This window comes from Brachybacterium sacelli (assembly GCF_017876545.1).
Lineage (GTDB): Bacteria > Actinomycetota > Actinomycetes > Actinomycetales > Dermabacteraceae > Brachybacterium > Brachybacterium sacelli.
Genome location: NZ_JAGIOD010000001.1, coordinates 1,200,022 through 1,217,133 on the forward strand (window position 1 = coordinate 1,200,022; position 17,112 = coordinate 1,217,133).

The 17,112-nt window shown below is 71.4% G+C and carries 16 protein-coding genes; 11 read left to right on the forward strand and 5 right to left on the reverse strand.

Features of this window, described 5'->3' with window-relative positions:
- The first annotated feature begins 107 nt into the window (after positions 1–107).
- From JOF43_RS05250 to JOF43_RS05270, 5 genes are all read left to right on the forward strand, one after another.
- On the forward strand, positions 108–1,862 hold the full coding sequence (locus JOF43_RS05250) for a hypothetical protein (RefSeq protein WP_209900012.1): 1,755 nt from the start codon (positions 108–110) through the stop codon (positions 1,860–1,862).
- 131 nt (positions 1,863–1,993) lie between these two features.
- The gene (locus tag JOF43_RS05255; protein WP_209900014.1) at positions 1,994–2,518 is read left to right on the forward strand and encodes a hypothetical protein; all 525 of its coding nucleotides are present in this window, start codon (positions 1,994–1,996) and stop codon (positions 2,516–2,518) included.
- A gap of 18 nt (positions 2,519–2,536) precedes the next feature.
- A complete protein-coding gene (locus tag JOF43_RS22930; protein WP_209900015.1) occupies positions 2,537–3,505 on the forward strand; it encodes a DUF4097 family beta strand repeat-containing protein in 969 nt (322 codons plus the stop codon).
- Between the two features lie 90 nt (positions 3,506–3,595).
- Positions 3,596–3,925, forward strand: coding sequence for a GNAT family N-acetyltransferase (locus JOF43_RS05265; RefSeq protein ID WP_209900017.1), 330 nt, complete (start codon positions 3,596–3,598; stop codon positions 3,923–3,925).
- A gap of 55 nt (positions 3,926–3,980) precedes the next feature.
- A complete protein-coding gene (locus JOF43_RS05270) occupies positions 3,981–4,490 on the forward strand; it encodes a mycothiol transferase (protein WP_209900019.1) in 510 nt (169 codons plus the stop codon).
- A gap of 61 nt (positions 4,491–4,551) precedes the next feature.
- Here the strand turns inward: JOF43_RS05270 and JOF43_RS05275 are convergent, their stop codons facing one another.
- Positions 4,552–4,932 (reverse strand): VOC family protein, encoded by a 381-nt coding sequence (locus JOF43_RS05275; RefSeq protein WP_245354020.1) that lies wholly within the window; start codon positions 4,930–4,932, stop codon positions 4,552–4,554.
- 118 nt (positions 4,933–5,050) lie between these two features.
- Between JOF43_RS05275 and dnaB the strand changes: the two genes are divergently transcribed.
- Entirely contained in the window at positions 5,051–6,430 is a 1,380-nt protein-coding gene (dnaB, locus tag JOF43_RS05280; RefSeq protein WP_209900021.1) for a replicative DNA helicase, read from the forward strand.
- 49 nt (positions 6,431–6,479) lie between these two features.
- Here dnaB and JOF43_RS05285 read toward each other — a convergent pair whose 3' ends face one another.
- Positions 6,480–8,075 carry an HNH endonuclease signature motif containing protein gene (locus JOF43_RS05285; RefSeq protein ID WP_209900023.1) on the reverse strand — a complete coding sequence of 532 codons (1,596 nt, stop codon included), beginning with the start codon at positions 8,073–8,075 and terminating at the stop codon, positions 6,480–6,482.
- Between the two features lie 221 nt (positions 8,076–8,296).
- Positions 8,297–9,127 carry an alpha/beta fold hydrolase gene (locus JOF43_RS05290; RefSeq protein ID WP_209900024.1) on the reverse strand — a complete coding sequence of 277 codons (831 nt, stop codon included), beginning with the start codon at positions 9,125–9,127 and terminating at the stop codon, positions 8,297–8,299.
- 121 nt (positions 9,128–9,248) lie between these two features.
- On the opposite strand from JOF43_RS05290, the gene JOF43_RS05295 reads away from it, so the two are divergent.
- Positions 9,249–9,815 carry a TetR/AcrR family transcriptional regulator gene (locus JOF43_RS05295; protein WP_209900026.1) on the forward strand — a complete coding sequence of 189 codons (567 nt, stop codon included), beginning with the start codon at positions 9,249–9,251 and terminating at the stop codon, positions 9,813–9,815.
- A gap of 87 nt (positions 9,816–9,902) precedes the next feature.
- Here the strand turns inward: JOF43_RS05295 and JOF43_RS05300 are convergent, their stop codons facing one another.
- Positions 9,903–10,340, reverse strand: a complete 438-nt coding sequence (locus JOF43_RS05300) for an OsmC family peroxiredoxin (RefSeq protein ID WP_209900028.1) — start codon at positions 10,338–10,340, stop codon at positions 9,903–9,905.
- Between the two features lie 452 nt (positions 10,341–10,792).
- Here JOF43_RS05300 and JOF43_RS05305 point away from each other — a divergent pair, with 452 nt between their 5' ends.
- Together JOF43_RS05305 and JOF43_RS05310 are read left to right on the forward strand one after the other, a co-directional pair.
- Positions 10,793–11,104, forward strand: a complete 312-nt coding sequence (locus tag JOF43_RS05305; protein WP_377783894.1) for a DUF485 domain-containing protein — start codon at positions 10,793–10,795, stop codon at positions 11,102–11,104.
- A complete protein-coding gene (locus tag JOF43_RS05310; protein WP_209900032.1) occupies positions 11,104–12,690 on the forward strand; it encodes a solute symporter family protein in 1,587 nt (528 codons plus the stop codon). Before JOF43_RS05305 ends, JOF43_RS05310 begins: the two co-directional genes overlap by 1 nt.
- Before the next feature lie 97 nt (positions 12,691–12,787).
- Here JOF43_RS05310 and JOF43_RS05315 read toward each other — a convergent pair whose 3' ends face one another.
- Positions 12,788–14,719 carry a solute carrier family 23 protein gene (locus JOF43_RS05315; protein ID WP_209900034.1) on the reverse strand — a complete coding sequence of 644 codons (1,932 nt, stop codon included), beginning with the start codon at positions 14,717–14,719 and terminating at the stop codon, positions 12,788–12,790.
- A gap of 228 nt (positions 14,720–14,947) precedes the next feature.
- Here JOF43_RS05315 and JOF43_RS05320 point away from each other — a divergent pair, with 228 nt between their 5' ends.
- Both JOF43_RS05320 and JOF43_RS05325 read left to right on the forward strand, forming a co-directional pair.
- A complete protein-coding gene (locus JOF43_RS05320; RefSeq protein WP_209900036.1) occupies positions 14,948–16,195 on the forward strand; it encodes an MFS transporter in 1,248 nt (415 codons plus the stop codon).
- Between the two features lie 54 nt (positions 16,196–16,249).
- Positions 16,250–17,062, forward strand: coding sequence for an alpha/beta hydrolase (locus tag JOF43_RS05325; protein WP_209900038.1), 813 nt, complete (start codon positions 16,250–16,252; stop codon positions 17,060–17,062).
- Positions 17,063–17,112: the final 50 nt, after the last annotated feature.

The following is a 17,112-nucleotide window of genomic DNA, read 5'->3' on the forward strand; positions in this document are numbered from 1 at the left end:
CGCGTCCGCCTGCGGGGCCTCACCCATTGTAGGGAGTCGCAGGGGCGATCGCATGGGCCGCCCTCCGCCCTGGGGTCGTCCAGGCTGTGCTTGGTAGATTTCGGCCTGTGATCGAAAGCGACGCTTCCTCCGTTCCGGACCCCGGGGGACGTCGTGACCAGGCAGAACTGCCGAGCCTGGACGAACTGAGGATCGCATTGCGCCCGCCGGGCCTCCCACTGCCGACCCCGCGGGACGTCCTCGCGGCCGCCCACCGCGTGAGTGATCTCATTCACGCCGAGCGCTACCGCGAGGCACGTGTGCTCACGGACGCCTTCCGCGAGGCCCCTGCGCCTGCCGCCGACCGCTTGGCCCTGCTGCGCGCCGCCCTGCACGGCGCCGTCCTCGCGGGGGATGCGCAGCAGCTCGAGAGGGATGCGACGGACATCGTCTCCGTGCTCCATCGCTGCGGGCATCGTGAGCAGGCGGCGGCGACGGTCGCCGTCCTGCTCGAGCGCGGCCCCGTGCACGGCCGCGAGGATCGTGCTCCTGCCTCGCACGGCAGGCGGCGCGGCGAGCAGGTCGCCGTGTCGCCGGAGCTGCTCGCCGTCGTGCGCGGACTCGAGCAGACCACCCTGCCCGGCGCCGACGGGGCCCGAGGCACCGCCGTGGACCCTCGCCGCGCCGTGGTGCGTCTGCGTGCCGCGCTCGCCGCGCTGCCGACGGTGCACGAGCTGATCCTCGGCGATCCGGGCACGGCCCTGCGACTGCGCCTGGCCCAGGCCCTCGAGGCGATCGGGGACGCCGACGGCGCCACCACGCAGGCCCTCGACGTGCTGGAGCTGGTCGATCAGCAGGAGGCGGACGCCGAGGAGCCGCTGCGCGATCCCGCGCGCACCGCGACCGCCGCCCACGCGGTGCTGGCCCGCACCCTCGGGGTCACCCGTCCCCTCGACGCCGCGCGCCACGCGCTCGACGCCCTGGACGCCCTGACCGAGGTCGACGACCCGCCGCTGCGCATCGGGCTGATCACCCGGCTGCTGCAGGCCCTGATGGCCGCGGGCGCCACCGACCAGGCCACCTTCACGGCCGGCCGGCTCGCCTCCCTCCAGCGCACGCTGCAGCGCGACGTCCTGCGCACCTCTGCGCTGCTCGCGGTCGCCGCTCAGCGGGTGCAGGCCGAGCGCTACGACGCGGCCTGGGTCCCGCTCGAGCGGGCCCGGCAGATCGCCCGGGAGCATCGCGATCATCGCTCGGCCCTCGAGGCGTCCCGGCTCGCCGCGAGCATCCACGAGCGCACCGCGGACCACCCCGCTGCCCTGGCCGAGCTGTGTCGGCTGGCCCATGAGTCGCGGTGGCTGGCCGAAGACCTGGCCACTCCCGCCCACGAGCGCGCCGAGCTGGTGGCGACCCAGCTGAACGCCCATGCGCTGGTGCTGCGCCGCGCCCTCGATCTGGGCCGGACCGCGGTGGTGCGCGAGGCCGCGGAGGCGATCGAGCGCCGCGCCCGCCCGGAGGGAGGCCGCCCGCTGCTGCCCGCCGAGCTGCTGTGGGACCACCGGGTCGACGCCCGGGTGGGGCTCTTCCTCGGCGTCGGCGAGGCGCTCCGGCGCGGGGAGGAGGGGGCCGACATCGCCGCGTACGAGCATCGGCGCCGGGAGGCGATGCAGGTCATCGGGCAGGTTCCGGCGGGGCACGATGCGCGCGCCCGCTATTGGGCGGCCTATGTGGACGACCGCCATGCCCAGATGCTGGCCGATCGCGACGAGGTCCGGTCCGCCCGTCGCGCCGCCCGCCGTGCCCGCGACGGCTGGGCGCACCTGGGGCGGGGCGAGGACCTCGAACGCACCGAAGCGCTGCTGTCCCGCCTCGGAACCGAATGAGGGCAGTCCGCCCCGCCCCGCTCCAGATGCGCCCCGCCCCGCGACCCCGCCCTGCGACGTGAGGTCGCCGCGACGCCCATGTGACGCCATGCCCTCTTGACGTGACACCAAACTGGCGTCACCATGAAGCCATGGAACTTCGACCCCTCACCCGCTCCGTGCAGGAGCAGCTCGCCGCCAGCGCGGCCATCGGCGACGAGGCCACCCAGCGCGCCGCCCAGCTGCTGTCCGTCTCCCTCGAACCCGCCCTGCGGATCGCCCTGCAGGATGCCGTCTCCCAGGTGGCGGCCGAGGTCTCGGCCGGGATCGCCCCGGGCCGCGTCGAGCTGGCGCTGCGCGGAGGAGAGGTCGACGTGCAGGTCGTCCCGCCCGCAGCGCCGACCTCAACGGCTCCGTCGGCCCCTCCCGCACCGCCGGTCCCGCCGCAGTCCGAGGGGGAGGATCCCGCGGCCGACGCCTCCGCCGCCCGCGTCACCTTCCGCCCGCCCCAGCAGCTCAAGGCCCGCCTCGAGCAGGCCGCCGTGGAGCAGAGCCTCAGCCTGAACGCCTACCTCGTGCGGGCACTGCGATCCCACCTCGAGGGCGCCGCCGGTGCCCAGGACCACCGCTCGACCCCCTTCCGCAGCTCCGGCCGCACCAGCGGCTGGTTCCTCTGAGATCCCAGGAGACCCGTCATGACCATGCCTCAGCAGAGCGCACCCGTTCCCCCTCCCGCCCCCGGCCCGCCCGAGAACTCCGCCACCAGGAGCCATGAGTTCACCGCCACCGGCCCGATCGACGTCTCCGTCCAGAACGTCCGCGGTGCCGTGGTCCTGCGCGCCGAGCACGGGACCGATGTCCGGGTCGAGCTCTTCGCGCACGGGGAGGCCGCGCGGGAACTGGCCGAGCGGATGACGATCAGCTTCGAGCACGACCGCCTCGTCGTCGACGCCCCGTCCGACGAGTTCGGGCGCGTCGGCGGTGACCTCGGGGACTTCTTCCGGTCCTTCGGCAACCGCGACGGCACCCCGCTCTCCGACCGCCTCGCCGACGGGGTGCGTTCCCTGGTGCGCGGCGCGGAGGGCCTGACCGGCGCGCTCGACGTCACCGTGGTCGTGCCCGGCGGCTCCCGAGCGGTGCTCGTCGACGGTGCCGGCGAGATCTCGGTCCACGGTGCGCTCGCCGTCCTCGAGGCCCGCACCGGCGCGGGCGAGCTGACGATCGACCAGGGGGCTCAGGAGCGGTCCCGACTGACCACCGGCACGGGTGACATCCAGGTGGGCTCCGCCCACGGCGACTTCGTGGCGCGCACCGGCACCGGCGGCATCCAGGTGGGCCGTGCCGCAGGCTTCCTGGCCGCCACGACCGGCACCGGGAACGTCGACCTCCGGGAGATCGCCGGGGAGGTCTCGGTGACCACGGGCGTCGGTGACATCACCGTGCAGCGGGCCACCTCCGGACACTTCGCCGCGCGCAGCGGACTGGGCGACGTCACGATCCACGTCACCCCCGGCACCGCGACCCGCCTCGAGCTCGCCACCGGCTTCGGCGACCGCGACGTGCAGCTGACCCCCACCGAGGGAGCGGGTGAGGCGGAGCGGACCCTCGAGATCGAGGCGAGGACCGGCAAGGGCGACCTGCGGGTGCTGCGCGCCGAGGCGTGAGCGCGGGCTGCCGGTCGCGGGGGCGATGACCCTGGTCGCCGCGCGGCCGCTGCCGTACGGTGGGAGTACCGGCCGGAAGGAACCCCGCCCATGACGACCGAGCCCGACGAGCACACACACGGCCCCGAGGAGCGCATCGCCGTGCGCGACAACGCGGCGGCGGGCCGCTTCGAGGCCGTACGCAGCGGCGACGTCGTCGGCATCATGATCTACGAGCGCACCGAGGACGGCATCGAGCTCGTCCACACGGTCACCGACCCCGCGCACCGCGGGGAGGGCGTGGCCTCCGTGCTCGTGCGCACCACCCTCGCCGAAGCGCGAGCGGCCCAGCTCCAGGTCACGATCATCTGCCCCTTCATCGAGAGCTGGTTGCAGCGCCATCCCGAGCAGGCGACGGGAGTCGTCCACCAGGAGCGGTGACCCGACCCCCGAGCCGCCCTTCTCGGCGCACGGTCGTCGCGGGTAACGTCGGGGCATGGACGCCCTCGACATCCTCCGCGATCTCACCTCCCGCCCGCGCGATGCTGCCGCGCAGCTGCGCGCGCAGCTGAACCCCGTCTCCCTGAACGCCCGCCCCGGAGGGCACGACAACTCGGTGGCCTGGCTGCTGTGGCATTCCGGCCGCGAGATCGACGCCCAGCTCGCCGGGCTCACCGGTGACGAGCAGGTGTGGACCTCCCAGGGCTTCTCCGAGCGCTTCGACCTCGGCGCGGTGGGCGACACCGTCGGCTACGGGCACAGCTCCCAGGAGGCCCGCGGGGTCCTCGTCGAGGACGGCGATCTGCTGCTGGCTTATCTCGACGCCACGCTCGACGCCATGGATCTCTACCTCGAGGGGGTCACCGCCGCGGACCTCGACGACGTCGTCGACGAGGCCTGGGACCCGCCCGTCACCCGCGGCGCGCGCCTGGTGAGCATCCTCGACGACGCCATCCAGCACCTTGCCCAGGCGGCCTACGCGCTGGGCATGCCACTCGGCGACTGACCCCCGATCTCGGTGCCGTTCGCGGTGAGCGTTTCGCGGTAGGTGGTCATCTCCAGCGAGTTCAGTCGGGACGCACGGCGCTGAGGCAGAACGGGTGGCCGACGGGGTCGAGCATCACCCGCCAGACCGACGGTTCGGGCTGGAACTCGGCTTCGCGGGCGCCGATCCCGCGTGCGGCGGCGACCGCCGCGTCGAGGTCCTCCGCAGCCAGATCCAGGTGCATCTGGGCGCGCTGCGGACCGTGCGGCCACTGCGGGGTGGTGAACTCCTCGGCCCGCATCAGGGTGAGCATCGGGCCGTCGCCGGACAGACAGACCACGCCACGGTCCGCGGTGGCGAAGGCCTCCTCGAACCCGAGCAGGGCGCTGTAGAACGGGGCCAGGTCGTCGGGGCGAGGACAATCGAGGGAGATGGAGGCGAGCGGGGCGATGGCGTGCGACATGGAACCAGGCTAGAAGCGGGGGCCGACAACTCGGAACGTTCCTCCACAGGCCCGATTCGTCCACCGTCGAGGTGTGCTTCGTGCCCGCGCGCCCAGGTGGTGTTCCTACACTGGCTCGGTGACATCTACGGAGGCCTTCGAAGCAGGACCGGATCGCAGTCTGGAGCGCACCCCGCCCCAGGACCTGGCGGCCGAGCGCGGCGTGCTGGGCGGCATGATGCTGTCCAAGGACGCCATCGCCGACGTCGTGGAGACCCTGCAGGGCAACGACTTCTACCGGCCCGCGCACGAGATGGTCTTCGAGGCGATCATCGACCTGTACGGGCGCGGCGAGCCCGCTGACCTGGTCACCGTCTCCGATGAGCTCTCCAAGCGCGGTGAGCTCGCGCGGGTGGGCGGCGGTGCGTATCTGGCGGACCTCATCGACATGGTCCCCACCGCGGCCAACGCCGGTTTCTACGCCGAGATCGTGGTCGAGCGGGCCCAGCTGCGCCGCCTGGTCGAGGCCGGTACCCGCATCGTCCAGCTCGGCTTCGCGGCCGACGGCGGCGAGGTCGACGAGGTCATCAACGAGGCCCAGGCCCAGGTGTACGCGGTCACCGAGCGCGGTGCCGCGGAGGACTTCCTGCCGCTGGGCGAGGTCATCGACGAGACCCTCAACACCATCGAGGCCACCCAGAACCGCGGCGGTCAGGTCACCGGCGTGCCCACCGGCTTCGCCGAGTTCGACGACCTCACCCAAGGGCTCCACGGCGGGCAGATGATCATCTTCGCCGGGCGCCCCGCCATGGGCAAGACGACGCTGGGCATGGACGTGCTGCGCTCCGCGTCGATCCACAACGGCCAGGCCAGCGTCATCTTCTCCCTGGAGATGGACAAGACAGAGATCACGATGCGTCTTCTCAGTGCCGAGGCGCAGGTGCCGATGAACCGCATGCGCGACGGTTCGATGGACGACCGCGACTGGCAGGCGATGGCCCGTGCCATGAGTCGCATCGCCGACGCCCCGCTGTTCATGGACGACTCGGCGAACATGTCGCTGATGGAGATCCGTGCGAAGTGCCGTCGCCTGAAGCAGAAGCACGATCTCAAGCTCGTGGTCATCGACTACCTGCAACTGATGAGTTCGGGCAAGAAGGTCGAGTCCCGTCAGCAGGAGGTCTCGGAGTTCTCCCGCGCCCTGAAGCTGCTGGCCAAGGAGATCGAGGTGCCGGTCATCGCGATCTCGCAGCTGAACCGAGGCAGCGAGCAGCGCACCGACAAGACCCCGATGATGAGCGACCTGCGTGAGTCCGGCTCGATCGAGCAGGACGCCGACCTCATCCTGCTGATCCACCGCGAGGACTACTACGAGAAGGAGTCCGCCCGCGCCGGTGAGGCGGACCTCATCATCGCCAAGCACCGCAACGGCGCCACCAAGACCATCCCGGTGGCCTTCGAGGGCCACTACTCACGGTTCAAGGACATGGCGCACTCCGGAGGCGGCTTCAGCGGATGACCGGCGAGGCGGGCCGGTAGGCTCGCATGCCTCTGCCTCGGCCGCCTGATCAGGCGGCGAGCTCCACCACATTGCGACAGAGGACGTCCACGCAGTCCGCGAGCCGGAAGCCCGCGCCGCCGGTGGTCGCGGCGATCCTCTCGGGGTCGGCCGGCCCGGTGGGCGCGCTGCTCGCTGAGCCAGTGGTGGCGACCGGGGCGGAGCCGTCGCGGAGCGAGAGATGCTCGAACATGGCGGGCCAGCGGGCCTGGACCGGCCGCCCGACGGAGTCGAGCACGCGGAAGCGGCGGTGGGACCCAGCTCTGGCGGGGTCGAGCACCAGTCGCAGGCCACCCTCGTGGACCATGACGTGGTGCCGGCGGCACAGCAGGGCCAGCCCTTCGATGTCGGTGGGCCCGCCCTGGGACCAAGGGACGATGTGATGGGCGTCGAGATGTTGACTCTGGTGGCAGCCGGGGAAGGAGCAGACGGTGTCGCGCAGGCGCAGGGCGCGACGCTGCGCCCGGGAGGCCAGACGCTGTGACCTGCCCAGATGGAGGATCTCGCCGCCGGCATCGGTGATCGCGACGGCGACCTTGCCGGTGCACGCGAGACGTTCGGCGGTGCGGGTTTCCAGTGGCCCCATGCCGAGCACTCCGCACTGCTGAGACGTTCCCGCGGGAACGCCGCGGGGGACTGCGGCAGCTCTGGGGGTGACGGGGGTGGGGTCGCCGGGGTCAGCAGCGTTCGCGGTGTCGTTGGCCCCCTCGACCGAGCGCTCATCGGCAGGGGCGTGCGCCGGTGACGTTCCCGCGGGAACGCCCTCGGTGAGCGTCTCGGCGCTGACCTGGACTATCACCAGGTGGCGATCCTCGCCCGAGCGATCGTCAGGCTCCGCCTCGTGGAAAGTGCGCGCGATGCTCACGAGGGCGTCGGCCTTGCGCTGTTCGAGGGACGGGGTGGTGGTGATCCCGGCCGCGAGCACCGTGGCACGATCCGCCTGGGCGCCCGGCACGTCGATCGCCCCCACGGCCTCCGGCGTGTGCGGGGGATCGGCATCCGAGGGGTCGTTCCCGTCGCGGTCGAGAGCGAGGTCGAGCGCGGTGACCACCTCGGCTCCCATCTCGGCGGGCAGGACCGCGCGGATCTCGACCATCCCGTCCTCACGGACCTGCCAGCGGGCCTGGCGGACGGCGTCCTGCCCGAGCCGGCTGCCGTCGACCGCGCGGAAGGACGAGATCGTTCGGGCCAGCTGCGAGGCGGTCATGGATCGGGCGAGGTCGACGAGCACGGCCTCGTCGACCCGATCGGCGACCCGGGTGGTCTCGCGGACCTTCGAGTAGGACAGCCGCCCGGCGCGGAACTCCGCGACCGTGAGCGGCATCGACCGCAGCGCCCTGGCCACGCGGACGTGCTCCCGAGCGGTGCCCGGCGACATCGAGCACGCCCAGGAAAGCCAGTGCGCCGTCGACTTCAGACCGACGAACCAGCTCACCCCCTCGCGCGCCTCGAAGTCGCCGACCATCAGCAAGAGCTCGCAGGTGGCCTCGGCGATCACTGCTGCCTGCTGTTGGATGCGCTCACCGAGGGCCTCGGCATCAGGGCGCGTGAGGGGATCGGGAGGGACGGTCTCGGACATTCTCGGGGTCGGCGGGGTGAGGGTCATCGCGGTCTCCAAGTGTCCTGGTGCTCGGGTATCCGGCCCCAGTCCACCAGGAGGGTCCGACAGACGAGTGTCGGACCGACGAAGGCCCGACAGTCGACGGCCCGACCGACGAAGGCCCGACGGACGACGGCCCGACGGACGAACCCCGGCGTGGTCGTGAGAGCCCGGGGGCCAGGAGCGGGGGCGACCGATGGAACCGCCCCCGCTCCTGACCGCGGAGGTCACCGGGCCACGAAGGCCGCCAGAGCGGCGTTCACCTCGTCGGCGTGCGTCCAGAGTAGACCGTGCGGGGCACCCTCGATCTCGACGTACTCCGCGGCCGGCACCGCCGTGCGGAACCGACGCGCCGTGGCGTCGATCGGGAGGGTGCGGTCGCCGGTGCCGTGGAGGATGAGAACGGGCTTCCCGCTGTCGCGGACGGCCTCAACGTCCGCCCGGAAGTCCTCGATCCAGGTGGGCACCACCGCGTGAGCGGCGACCGGTGCGCTGGAGACGGCGACGTTCCAGCTGGCGTCGACGACCTCCTGGCTGATCCGGCTCCCGAGGTTCTCGTCCAGGTTGTAGAAGTCCGCGAAGAAGTCCGTGAACCAGGCGTAGCGGTCCGTCGTCGCCGCGGCGATGATCCCGTCGAAGACGTCCTGCGGGACCCCCTCGGGGTTGTCGTCGCGCGCCACCAGGAACGGCTCCAGAGAGGCGAGGAAGGCCAGCTTGGCGAGGCGCTCGTGCCCGTAGCGGGCGAGTTCGCCGGTGCCCATGGAGAACCCGACGAGGATCACGTCGCGGAGATCGAGCGTCTCGAGGACGGTGTGCAGATCGGCGGCGAAGGTGTCGTAGTCGTAACCGCTGCCGACGTGGGAGGACTTCCCGAATCCGCGGCGGTCGTAGGTGATCACGCGATAGCCGGAGGCGAGCAGCTCCCGGGTCTGCAGCTCCCAGCTGTGGCCGTCCAGCGGGTAGCCGTGGATCAGGACGACGGGCTGCCCCGCGCCCTGGTCCTCGTAGTAGAGCTCGATGCTCGTGCTGTTCTCGGTGCCGACGGAGATGTAGCCCATGGTGCTGCTCCCTTGTCCTGCGAGGCCCGGTGGGGGCCTCGGCCGTTGCGAGAACGGGCGTTCTCGCCTCTGCTCAACGATCGTAGAGAACGGTCGTTCTTGCGTCAAGTAGACTCGTGCCATGGACGAATCCGAGGCACGTCAGAGGGTCCTCTCCGCGGCGGAGGAGCTCTACTACCGCAAGGGTTACGCCGCCGTCGGAATGGACGAGCTGCGCACCGCAGCGGGGGTGTCCCTGCGCAGGCTGTACGGACTTTTCTCGTCCAAGGGCGAGATCGTCAAGGCGGTGCTCGCGCGCCGTCACGAGGAGTGGGAGGTCGCGCTCACGGCGCGCGTCGACGCGGCGGGCCCGAGCGCGCGCGAGCGGCTCGTCGCCGTCTACTCGTACCTCGAGGAATGGTTCTGCACCGACAGCTTCCGCGGCTGCGCCTTCATCAATGCGTTCGGCGAACTCGGGGGGAACGACCCCGAAATCGCGGAGATCGTGCGCGCGCACAAGGCATCGTTCCAGCGGTACATGGCGGGACTCGTCGCGGACATCGGAGCACCGGCATCGCTGGCGGATCAGCTGTCGATCCTCGCCGAGGGTGCCCAGAGCACGGCGGCCATCTCCGGCGACCCGGCGGTCGCGCGGCAGGCCCGGGACGCCGCCGAGGTGCTGATCGAGGTGTCGGTGGGCGAGCGCTGAGGAGCTCTCCCGCGCACGGTCCGGAGAAGCCCGCGCAGCACCAGGACGTCCGGGATCCGGTGCTGCGCGGGCCGGGTGGTGGGCCGGTCAGGCCAAGGTGGCGTTCAGGGCGATGTCGACGCCCTTCAGGGCCTGGGAGACGGGGCAGTTCTCCTTCGCATCCTCCGCCAGGCGCTGGAAGTCGGTCTCGTCGAGGCCGTCGACGGTGGCCGTCACGGTGAGCTCGATGCCGGTGATCCCGCCGCTGCCGATGTTGAAGGACACCGTGGCGGAGCTGTCGACCGAGGTGGGCGGCGTGCCGTTCTCCGCCAGGCCGTTCGAGAACGCCATCGCGTAGCAGGTGGCGTGGGCGGCTCCGAGGAGCTCCTCGGGCGAGGTCGTGCCCTGCTCGCTCTCCTCGGCGCGGGCCTTCCAGTGCACGGGGAAGGTGCCCAGCTGGGACGTCTCGAGGGTGGTGGTGCCGCTGCCGGAGGGCAGGTCTCCCTGCCAGGTCGTGCTCGCAGTGCTGATGACGGTGCGGGGCATGTCTCCTCCTCGGGTGGGGGAGCCGGCCACGGCCGTGGCCGAGCTCGATGCCACCGTATCGCCACGGGAGGAGCGGGAGAACACGGGAGGAGCGGGAGAAGGGGCCGGCAGCGGTCCTGGTGCCCCCGGAATCGCGGCGACATGCCCGGGCGGGCGAGGGTCCACCGATTTCCTGCGCTTCCCTGCGGATCCCGAAACTTCCGGGACCCAGCACCGGGTCACCTGCACACCTCGATCGAAACTCCTCCCGCACGGAGCCCTGCGAACCGGGAGGACGAGGACGCCGAGCGTGTCGTCCTGATGTGTGGTGGCCATCACTGCTGCTACGGTCGCCCCACGCCCCGGGTTTCCCCCATCGCGCCGGGGCCGAGCAGAACGAAGGAGTTGTGCCCGTGACCACCCCCTCCCCGGGACCTGAAGGTCCCGCGTCGGATCCGGTCGATCTCGACGACATCAGCCCCGAATCGTTCCTCGCCGTGCAGAGATCGCAGGAGTTCACCCAGCTGCGACGCAGCTTCCGTGGCTTCGCGATCCCGATGACCGTCGCCTTCCTGGTCTGGTACCTGGCCTATGTGCTGCTGTCCACCTACGCCGAGGGCTTCATGTCCATCCAGCTGCTCGGCAACCTCAACCTCGGGATCGTGTTCGGGCTCAGCCAGTTCCTCATGACCTTCCTGATCACCTGGCTGTACATCCGCCACGCCAACCGCTCGCTGGACCCGGTCGCCACCCGGATCCGCGAGGAGCTGGAAGGGGGTCAGTGATGGAGTTCGGCAACCCGATCCTGAACATCGCGATCTTCCTCGTCTTCGTCGTCGTCACCCTGGTGGTCGTCATCCGGGTCTCGCGCACGACCACGAAGGCCAGCGACTTCTACCACGGCGGCCGCGCCTTCTCGGGGCGGCAGAACGGCATCGCCATCGCGGGCGACTACCTCTCGGCCGCCTCGTTCCTCGGCATCGTCGGCGCCGTCGCCCTCTACGGCTACGACGGGCTGCTGTACTCCGTCGGCTTCCTGGTGGCGTGGCTGGTCGCGCTGCTGCTCGTCGCCGAGCCGCTGCGGAACACCGGCAAGTACACGATGGCCGACGTCCTCAGCTTCCGGATGCGGCAGCGGCCCGTGCGCACGGCCGCCGCGACCTCGACCCTCGCCGTCACCTTCTTCTACCTGCTGGCACAGATGGCCGGTGCCGGGGCGCTGGTCTCCCTGCTGATCGGGATCGAGGGCCGGGTCGGGCAGTCGATCGTGATCGCGGTGGTCGGCGTCGTGATGATCCTCTACGTGCTCATCGGCGGGATGAAGGGCACCACCTGGGTGCAGATCATCAAGGCGGTCCTGCTGATCACCGCCGTGGGCATCACCACGGTGTGGATCCTGGCCCTGAACGGCTTCGATCTCTCGGCAGTGCTCGGAAAGGCCGTGGACTCCCACCCGGACGGCACCGCGATCCTCGAGCCGATGCTCCAGTACGGGGCCACGGGCTCCTCGAAGCTGGGCTTCGTCTCCCTGGCGATCGCGCTCGTGTTCGGCGCGGCGGGCCTGCCGCACGTGCTGATGCGCTTCTACACGGTGCCCACGGCGAAGGAGGCCCGACGCTCGGTGGTCTGGGCGATCGCCCTGATCGGCTTCTTCTACCTGTGCACCCTGGTGCTCGGTTTCGGTGCCGCCTACATGGTGGGCGTCGACACGATCGAGGGTCTTCCCGGTGGCTCCAACTCCGCGGCTCCGGCACTCGCCTACGCCGTCGGCGGCACCGTGCTGATGGGCATCATCTCCGCGGTGGCCTTCGCGACCATTCTGGCCGTGGTGGCCGGGCTGACGATCACCGCCTCCGCGTCCTTCGCGCACGACATCTACAACGGCGTCCTCAAGCACGGGGAGGCGGACCCCAAGAAGGAGGTCGCGGTCGCACGGCGCACCGCGCTGGTGATCGGGGCGGTCTCGATCGTCGGCGGCATCCTCGCCGCCGAGCAGAACGTCGCCTTCCTGGTCTCCCTCGCCTTCGCGATCGCCGCCAGCGCGAACCTGCCCTCGATCCTGTACTCCCTGTACTGGAAGCGGTTCAACACCCGCGGTTCGGTGTGGAGCATCTACGGTGGCCTGTTCAGCGCGATCGTGCTGATCCTCTTCTCGCCGGTGGTCTCCGGTGCGGAGGACGCGATGTTCCCCGGAGCGGACTTCGCCTGGTTCCCGCTGACGAACCCCGCGATCATCTCGGTGCCGCTGGGCTTCTTCCTCGGTTGGCTGGGGTCGGTGACCTCCTCGGAGCGCAACGAGCTCAAGCAGGCCGAGATGGAGGTGCGCTCCATGACCGGCGCCGGCTCCGAGAAGGCGACCACGGACCACTGAGCGGCCGAGGGGTTCCCGGGCGCGCGAAAGCGGCGTGTGGCCGCTGACCGCCGATCTCTCGGCGGTACGGCTGGGCCCCGGCCGGCCTCGCCTCACCTCACTGCAGCGACTCGAACTTCCTCGCCCAGGCGGTGCCGATGGGGTTGGCGTCGGCGACCATGATCCCGAAGCGGTCCCCGGCGATCTCGGCGACCTCGGTCAGGGCCACGCGGCGTTCGTGCTCGGGGGAATGGTCCAGCCGGCGCACGCCCTCGGCGATGATCGTGGCGAAGGAATCGGTGCGGCCCAGGTAGGCGACGAAGGGCATGGCGAACTTCTCGGCGTAGCGGGCCGAGAGGTCGCGCACGGCCGCGACGTCCTCGTCGGTCAGGTTCTCCAGCGCGAAGGAGCCCACGTCCTGACTGATGGCGCCGGCCTGCTCCTCGTCGGCGGTGATCAGGGTGGCCATGTCCGGGTAGCTGGCCACCAGCGAGTCCTGTTCGGAGCGGTCCGCGGTGAGCACCGCGTCCTCGATGGCGGCGCGCAGTGCCGGGGCGTCGGCGAAGGGGCGGGACTCCCAGGCACGTTCGAGCGGCCAGGTGGAGCCGTTGAACAGGGAGCCGAAGGTGGTCACGAAGGTCTCGCGGTCCATCTCGCCCACCGCGTCGATGCCGATGCGCTCGCCGGCCGCGGTGGTGGTGACCAGGGAGCCGCGCTGGGACCCCAGGTGGAAGAACACCAGGTTCAGCACGATCGCGGAGAGTGCGCCGACGGTCACCCCGGAGGAGACGAACACCTGTGCCCAGGCGGGGAACACCCCGGCGATGTCCGGCTTGAAGCTGACCAGCATCGCCAGGCCCAGTGAGGTGCCGACGATGACGGAGTTGCGATTGTCGGTGAGATCCACCTTGGACAGGGTCTGGATGCCGACGAGCGCCACCGAGGCGAACAGCGCGAGCGAGGCGCCGCCGAGCACGGGGGAGGGGATGGCCTCGACCACGGCGCCGGCCTTCGGCAGCACGCCGAGCACGATCATGATCACGCCGGCCCCGGCGACCACCCAGCGCGACTTCACGCGGGTCAGGCGCACCAGGCCGATGTTCTGCGCGAAGCAGGTGTACGGGAAGGAGTTCAGCACGCCGCCCAGCAGGGTGGAGAGACCGTCGGCCCTGATCGCCTCGGAGATGTTCTTCGGGCGGATCCGCTTGCCGACGATCTCGCCGGCGGCGAAGACGTCACCGGTGGTCTCCACCATGGTGATCAGCATGACGATGATCATCGAGACGATCGCGGTCAGGGAGAAGGTGGGGACGCCGAAGTAGAAGGGCGTGGTCACCCCGAAGGCCGAGGCCTCGGTGACCCCGCCGAAGGAGGTGTCGCCCAGCAGCAGCGCGACGGCGGTGCCGATCACCAGCCCCAGCAGCACGGCGATGGTGCCCAGGAAGCCGCGGAAGAACCGCTGCACCAGCACGATGATCCCGAGGGTTCCGAGCGCGTAGAGGATGTCGCGGCTGGCGGGAACGCCCTCGGCGTAGTTGGTGATGTCCCCGGCGGAGACGCCCAGCAGCGTGATGCCCATCGTCGTCAGCACCGTGCCGATCACGACCGGCGGGAAGAAGTGCAGGATCTTCGCGAAGTACGGCGCGACCAGGAACGTGAACAGGCCCGCCACGATGATCGAGCCGTAGATCATCGGCAGGCCCTCGACGCCGCCCTCGCCGCCCGTCGCGGCCAGGCCGATCGCGATGATCGGGCTGACCGCCGTGGTGGTCACGCCCTGGATGATCGGCAGGCGCACGCCCACCTTCCAGAACCCCACCGACTGGATCAGCGTCGCGATGCCACAGGTGAACAGGTCGGCGTTGATGAGGTGGATCGTCTGCTCCGCCGTCAGCCCCAGCCCTGAGGCGATCAGCAGCGGCACGATCACCGCACCCGCGTAGAAGGCCAGCACGTGCTGGATCGACAGCACGGTGAGGCGGGCCGGGGGAGGCACCTGATCCACGGGATGGGTGCGGGGCGTCTCGAGCGCGGAGGAGGCGGTCGTCATGGGGGTCCTTGGGAGCCGGCGGGGGACGCCCGGGCCGACGCGCGGACCGGGCCGCGCACCAGAGTAGAGCCCGCTGGGCCGACGGGGATGTCCAGGACGGCGGATCAGCCCCCTCACGCCCCCGAACGAGAGGCACCCCACCCCTCACGGGCCCCGCGTCGGCCATGGATCGGTGACATACGGGGCAACAGATGGCCCATCCCGCCGCGGGAGGTGTAGAAGAGACCGGTGAGCACCAGCCCGAGCCCGCAGAACCCGCCCCCGGCGGACGAGACCGCGCCGACGCGCGCCATCGCCGTCGGCGGGCTGCTCGCGGTCCTCGCCGTCGGTCTCGTCGCGCTGAACCTGCGCCCCGGTGCGACCAGTGTCGGCCCCCTCATGGCGGACGTCGTCGCCGCCTACGGCAAGGGGGCGATCGCCTCCGGGCTGCTGACCGCCCTGCCCTGCCTCGCCTTCGGTGTGCTCGGCTTCCTCGCCGTCCCGATCTCGCGCCGGCTGGGCCTGACCGGCACCGTCGTCGCCTCCTTCGTGCTGGTCACCGTCGGGCTGCTGCTGCGGCCCGCCGCCGAGGGATTCGGGGCGTTCCTGGCCCTGTCCCTGCTGGTCCTCGTCGGCCCCGCGCTCGGCAACGTGGTGGTGCCCGCCTGGATCAAGCAGCACGGCGGCTCGCGCACCGTCGGCCTGATGACCCTGTACAGCGTGGTCCTCGCGGTCGGGGGATCCGCCGGAGCGGCTCTGGCCGTGCCCCTGGCAGGGGCCGCGGCCGACGGCTGGCGCGACTCGCTCCAGTTCTGGGGCCTGCTCGCCGTGATCCCCGTCATCGTCTGGGCGGTGGTGCTCACTCGTGCCGGGCACGACTTCCCGCCGGCCCCGCCCAGCGGCGATCTGCCCGGCTCGCTGCTGCGCTCGCGCACGGCGCTCGCACTGACGATCATGTTCGGCCTGCAGTCCACGAACGCGTACACCCAATTCGGCATGCTCCCGCAGATCCTCACCTCCTCCGGGCTCTCGGCCTCACGGGCCGGGATCACCGTGGCCGTGATCTCCGGCTGGGGCATCGTCGGCGGGCTCGTCATGCCCACCGTCATCGCCCGCTTCCGTCGCCTGCCCTGGCTGGTGGGCAGCTTCGGCCTGCTCACCACCACCGGCTACCTGGGCTTCTGGCTGGCGCCCTCGGCGAGCCCCCTGCTGTGGGCCTGCATCCTGGGGATCGGCGGCTTCGCCTTCCCCACCGCGATCGCCCTGATCCCCGCCCGCAGCCGCTCGGCCCGGGTGACCGCCCGCCTGTCCGGCATGGCCCAGCCGTGCGGATACGTGCTCGCCGCGATCGGCCCGATCGTCGCCGGCACCCTGCTGGATGCCACCGGGTCGATCCCGCTGGTGCTCGGCTTCCTAGCCCTGAGCGGGCTGGCCCTGGCCGTCTTCGGCTACCGGGCGGCGCTGCCGCGGGTGGTCGACGACGAACTGACCGCCTGAGGTCTTCCGGAACAACGCCATGGCCTGCACAGCGAATCGTGCGAAGATGCCCTCATGAGCATCGTCCGCACGCTGCGCATCCTGGCCTCCCAGCGCCCCACCCTGCCGCCCCGTGCCGTGGCGGCCCCGAGCAGGGTGGAGCGCCGCCGGCCCGGGAGCATCCCGGTGACCTGGATCGACCGCCATCTCGCGGGGACCGCCACGATCGTGCACCTGCACGGCGGTGCCTACGTGGCGGGGGAGACGAAGGTCCACTGGGAGTGGCTCGAAGAGGTGGGCCGACGCTCCGGCGCCGCCACCGCGATGATCCACTACCGGCTGGCTCCGACGTATCCCTATCCCGCGGCGATCGAGGACGTCCTGCGAGCGATCGACACGATGGCCCAGGACTCGCAGCTGCGCCCCGGCAGCTGGGTGCTCTCCGGGGACAGCTCGGGGGCCGGCCTCGCGCTCGCCGTGACCCAGTCCCTCGCCCGCGCCGGCAGGGACACCCCCGCCCTGCTCCTGCTCGAGTCCCTGTGGGCGGACCTGCGCCCGCAGATCGACGCGCAGGGGTTCCTGGGCACGGCGGCCCGCCTCTACGCCGGCTCCGTCCCGGTCGAGAACCCGCGCCTCAGCCCGCTGCTCGGGGACCTCGGCTCCCTGCCGCCGGTGCACCTGGTCACCGGAAGCGAGGACATGGTGGTCGAGGATTCCCGCCGGCTGCACGCCGGCATCACCGAGGCCGGCGGCACCGTCCGATATCTCGAGGTCCCCGGGGAGGGGCACATGGTCGCGGTCGCGGGCGAGGGCCCGGCCGCGCAGGCCGCCCGCCGCACGCAGATCGAAGCGATCCACGACGCCGTCGCGATCACGGCGGCGACCTGACTCCCAGGGCCACGATGCGAGACTGATCCCGACCCCCGCGATCACCCCAG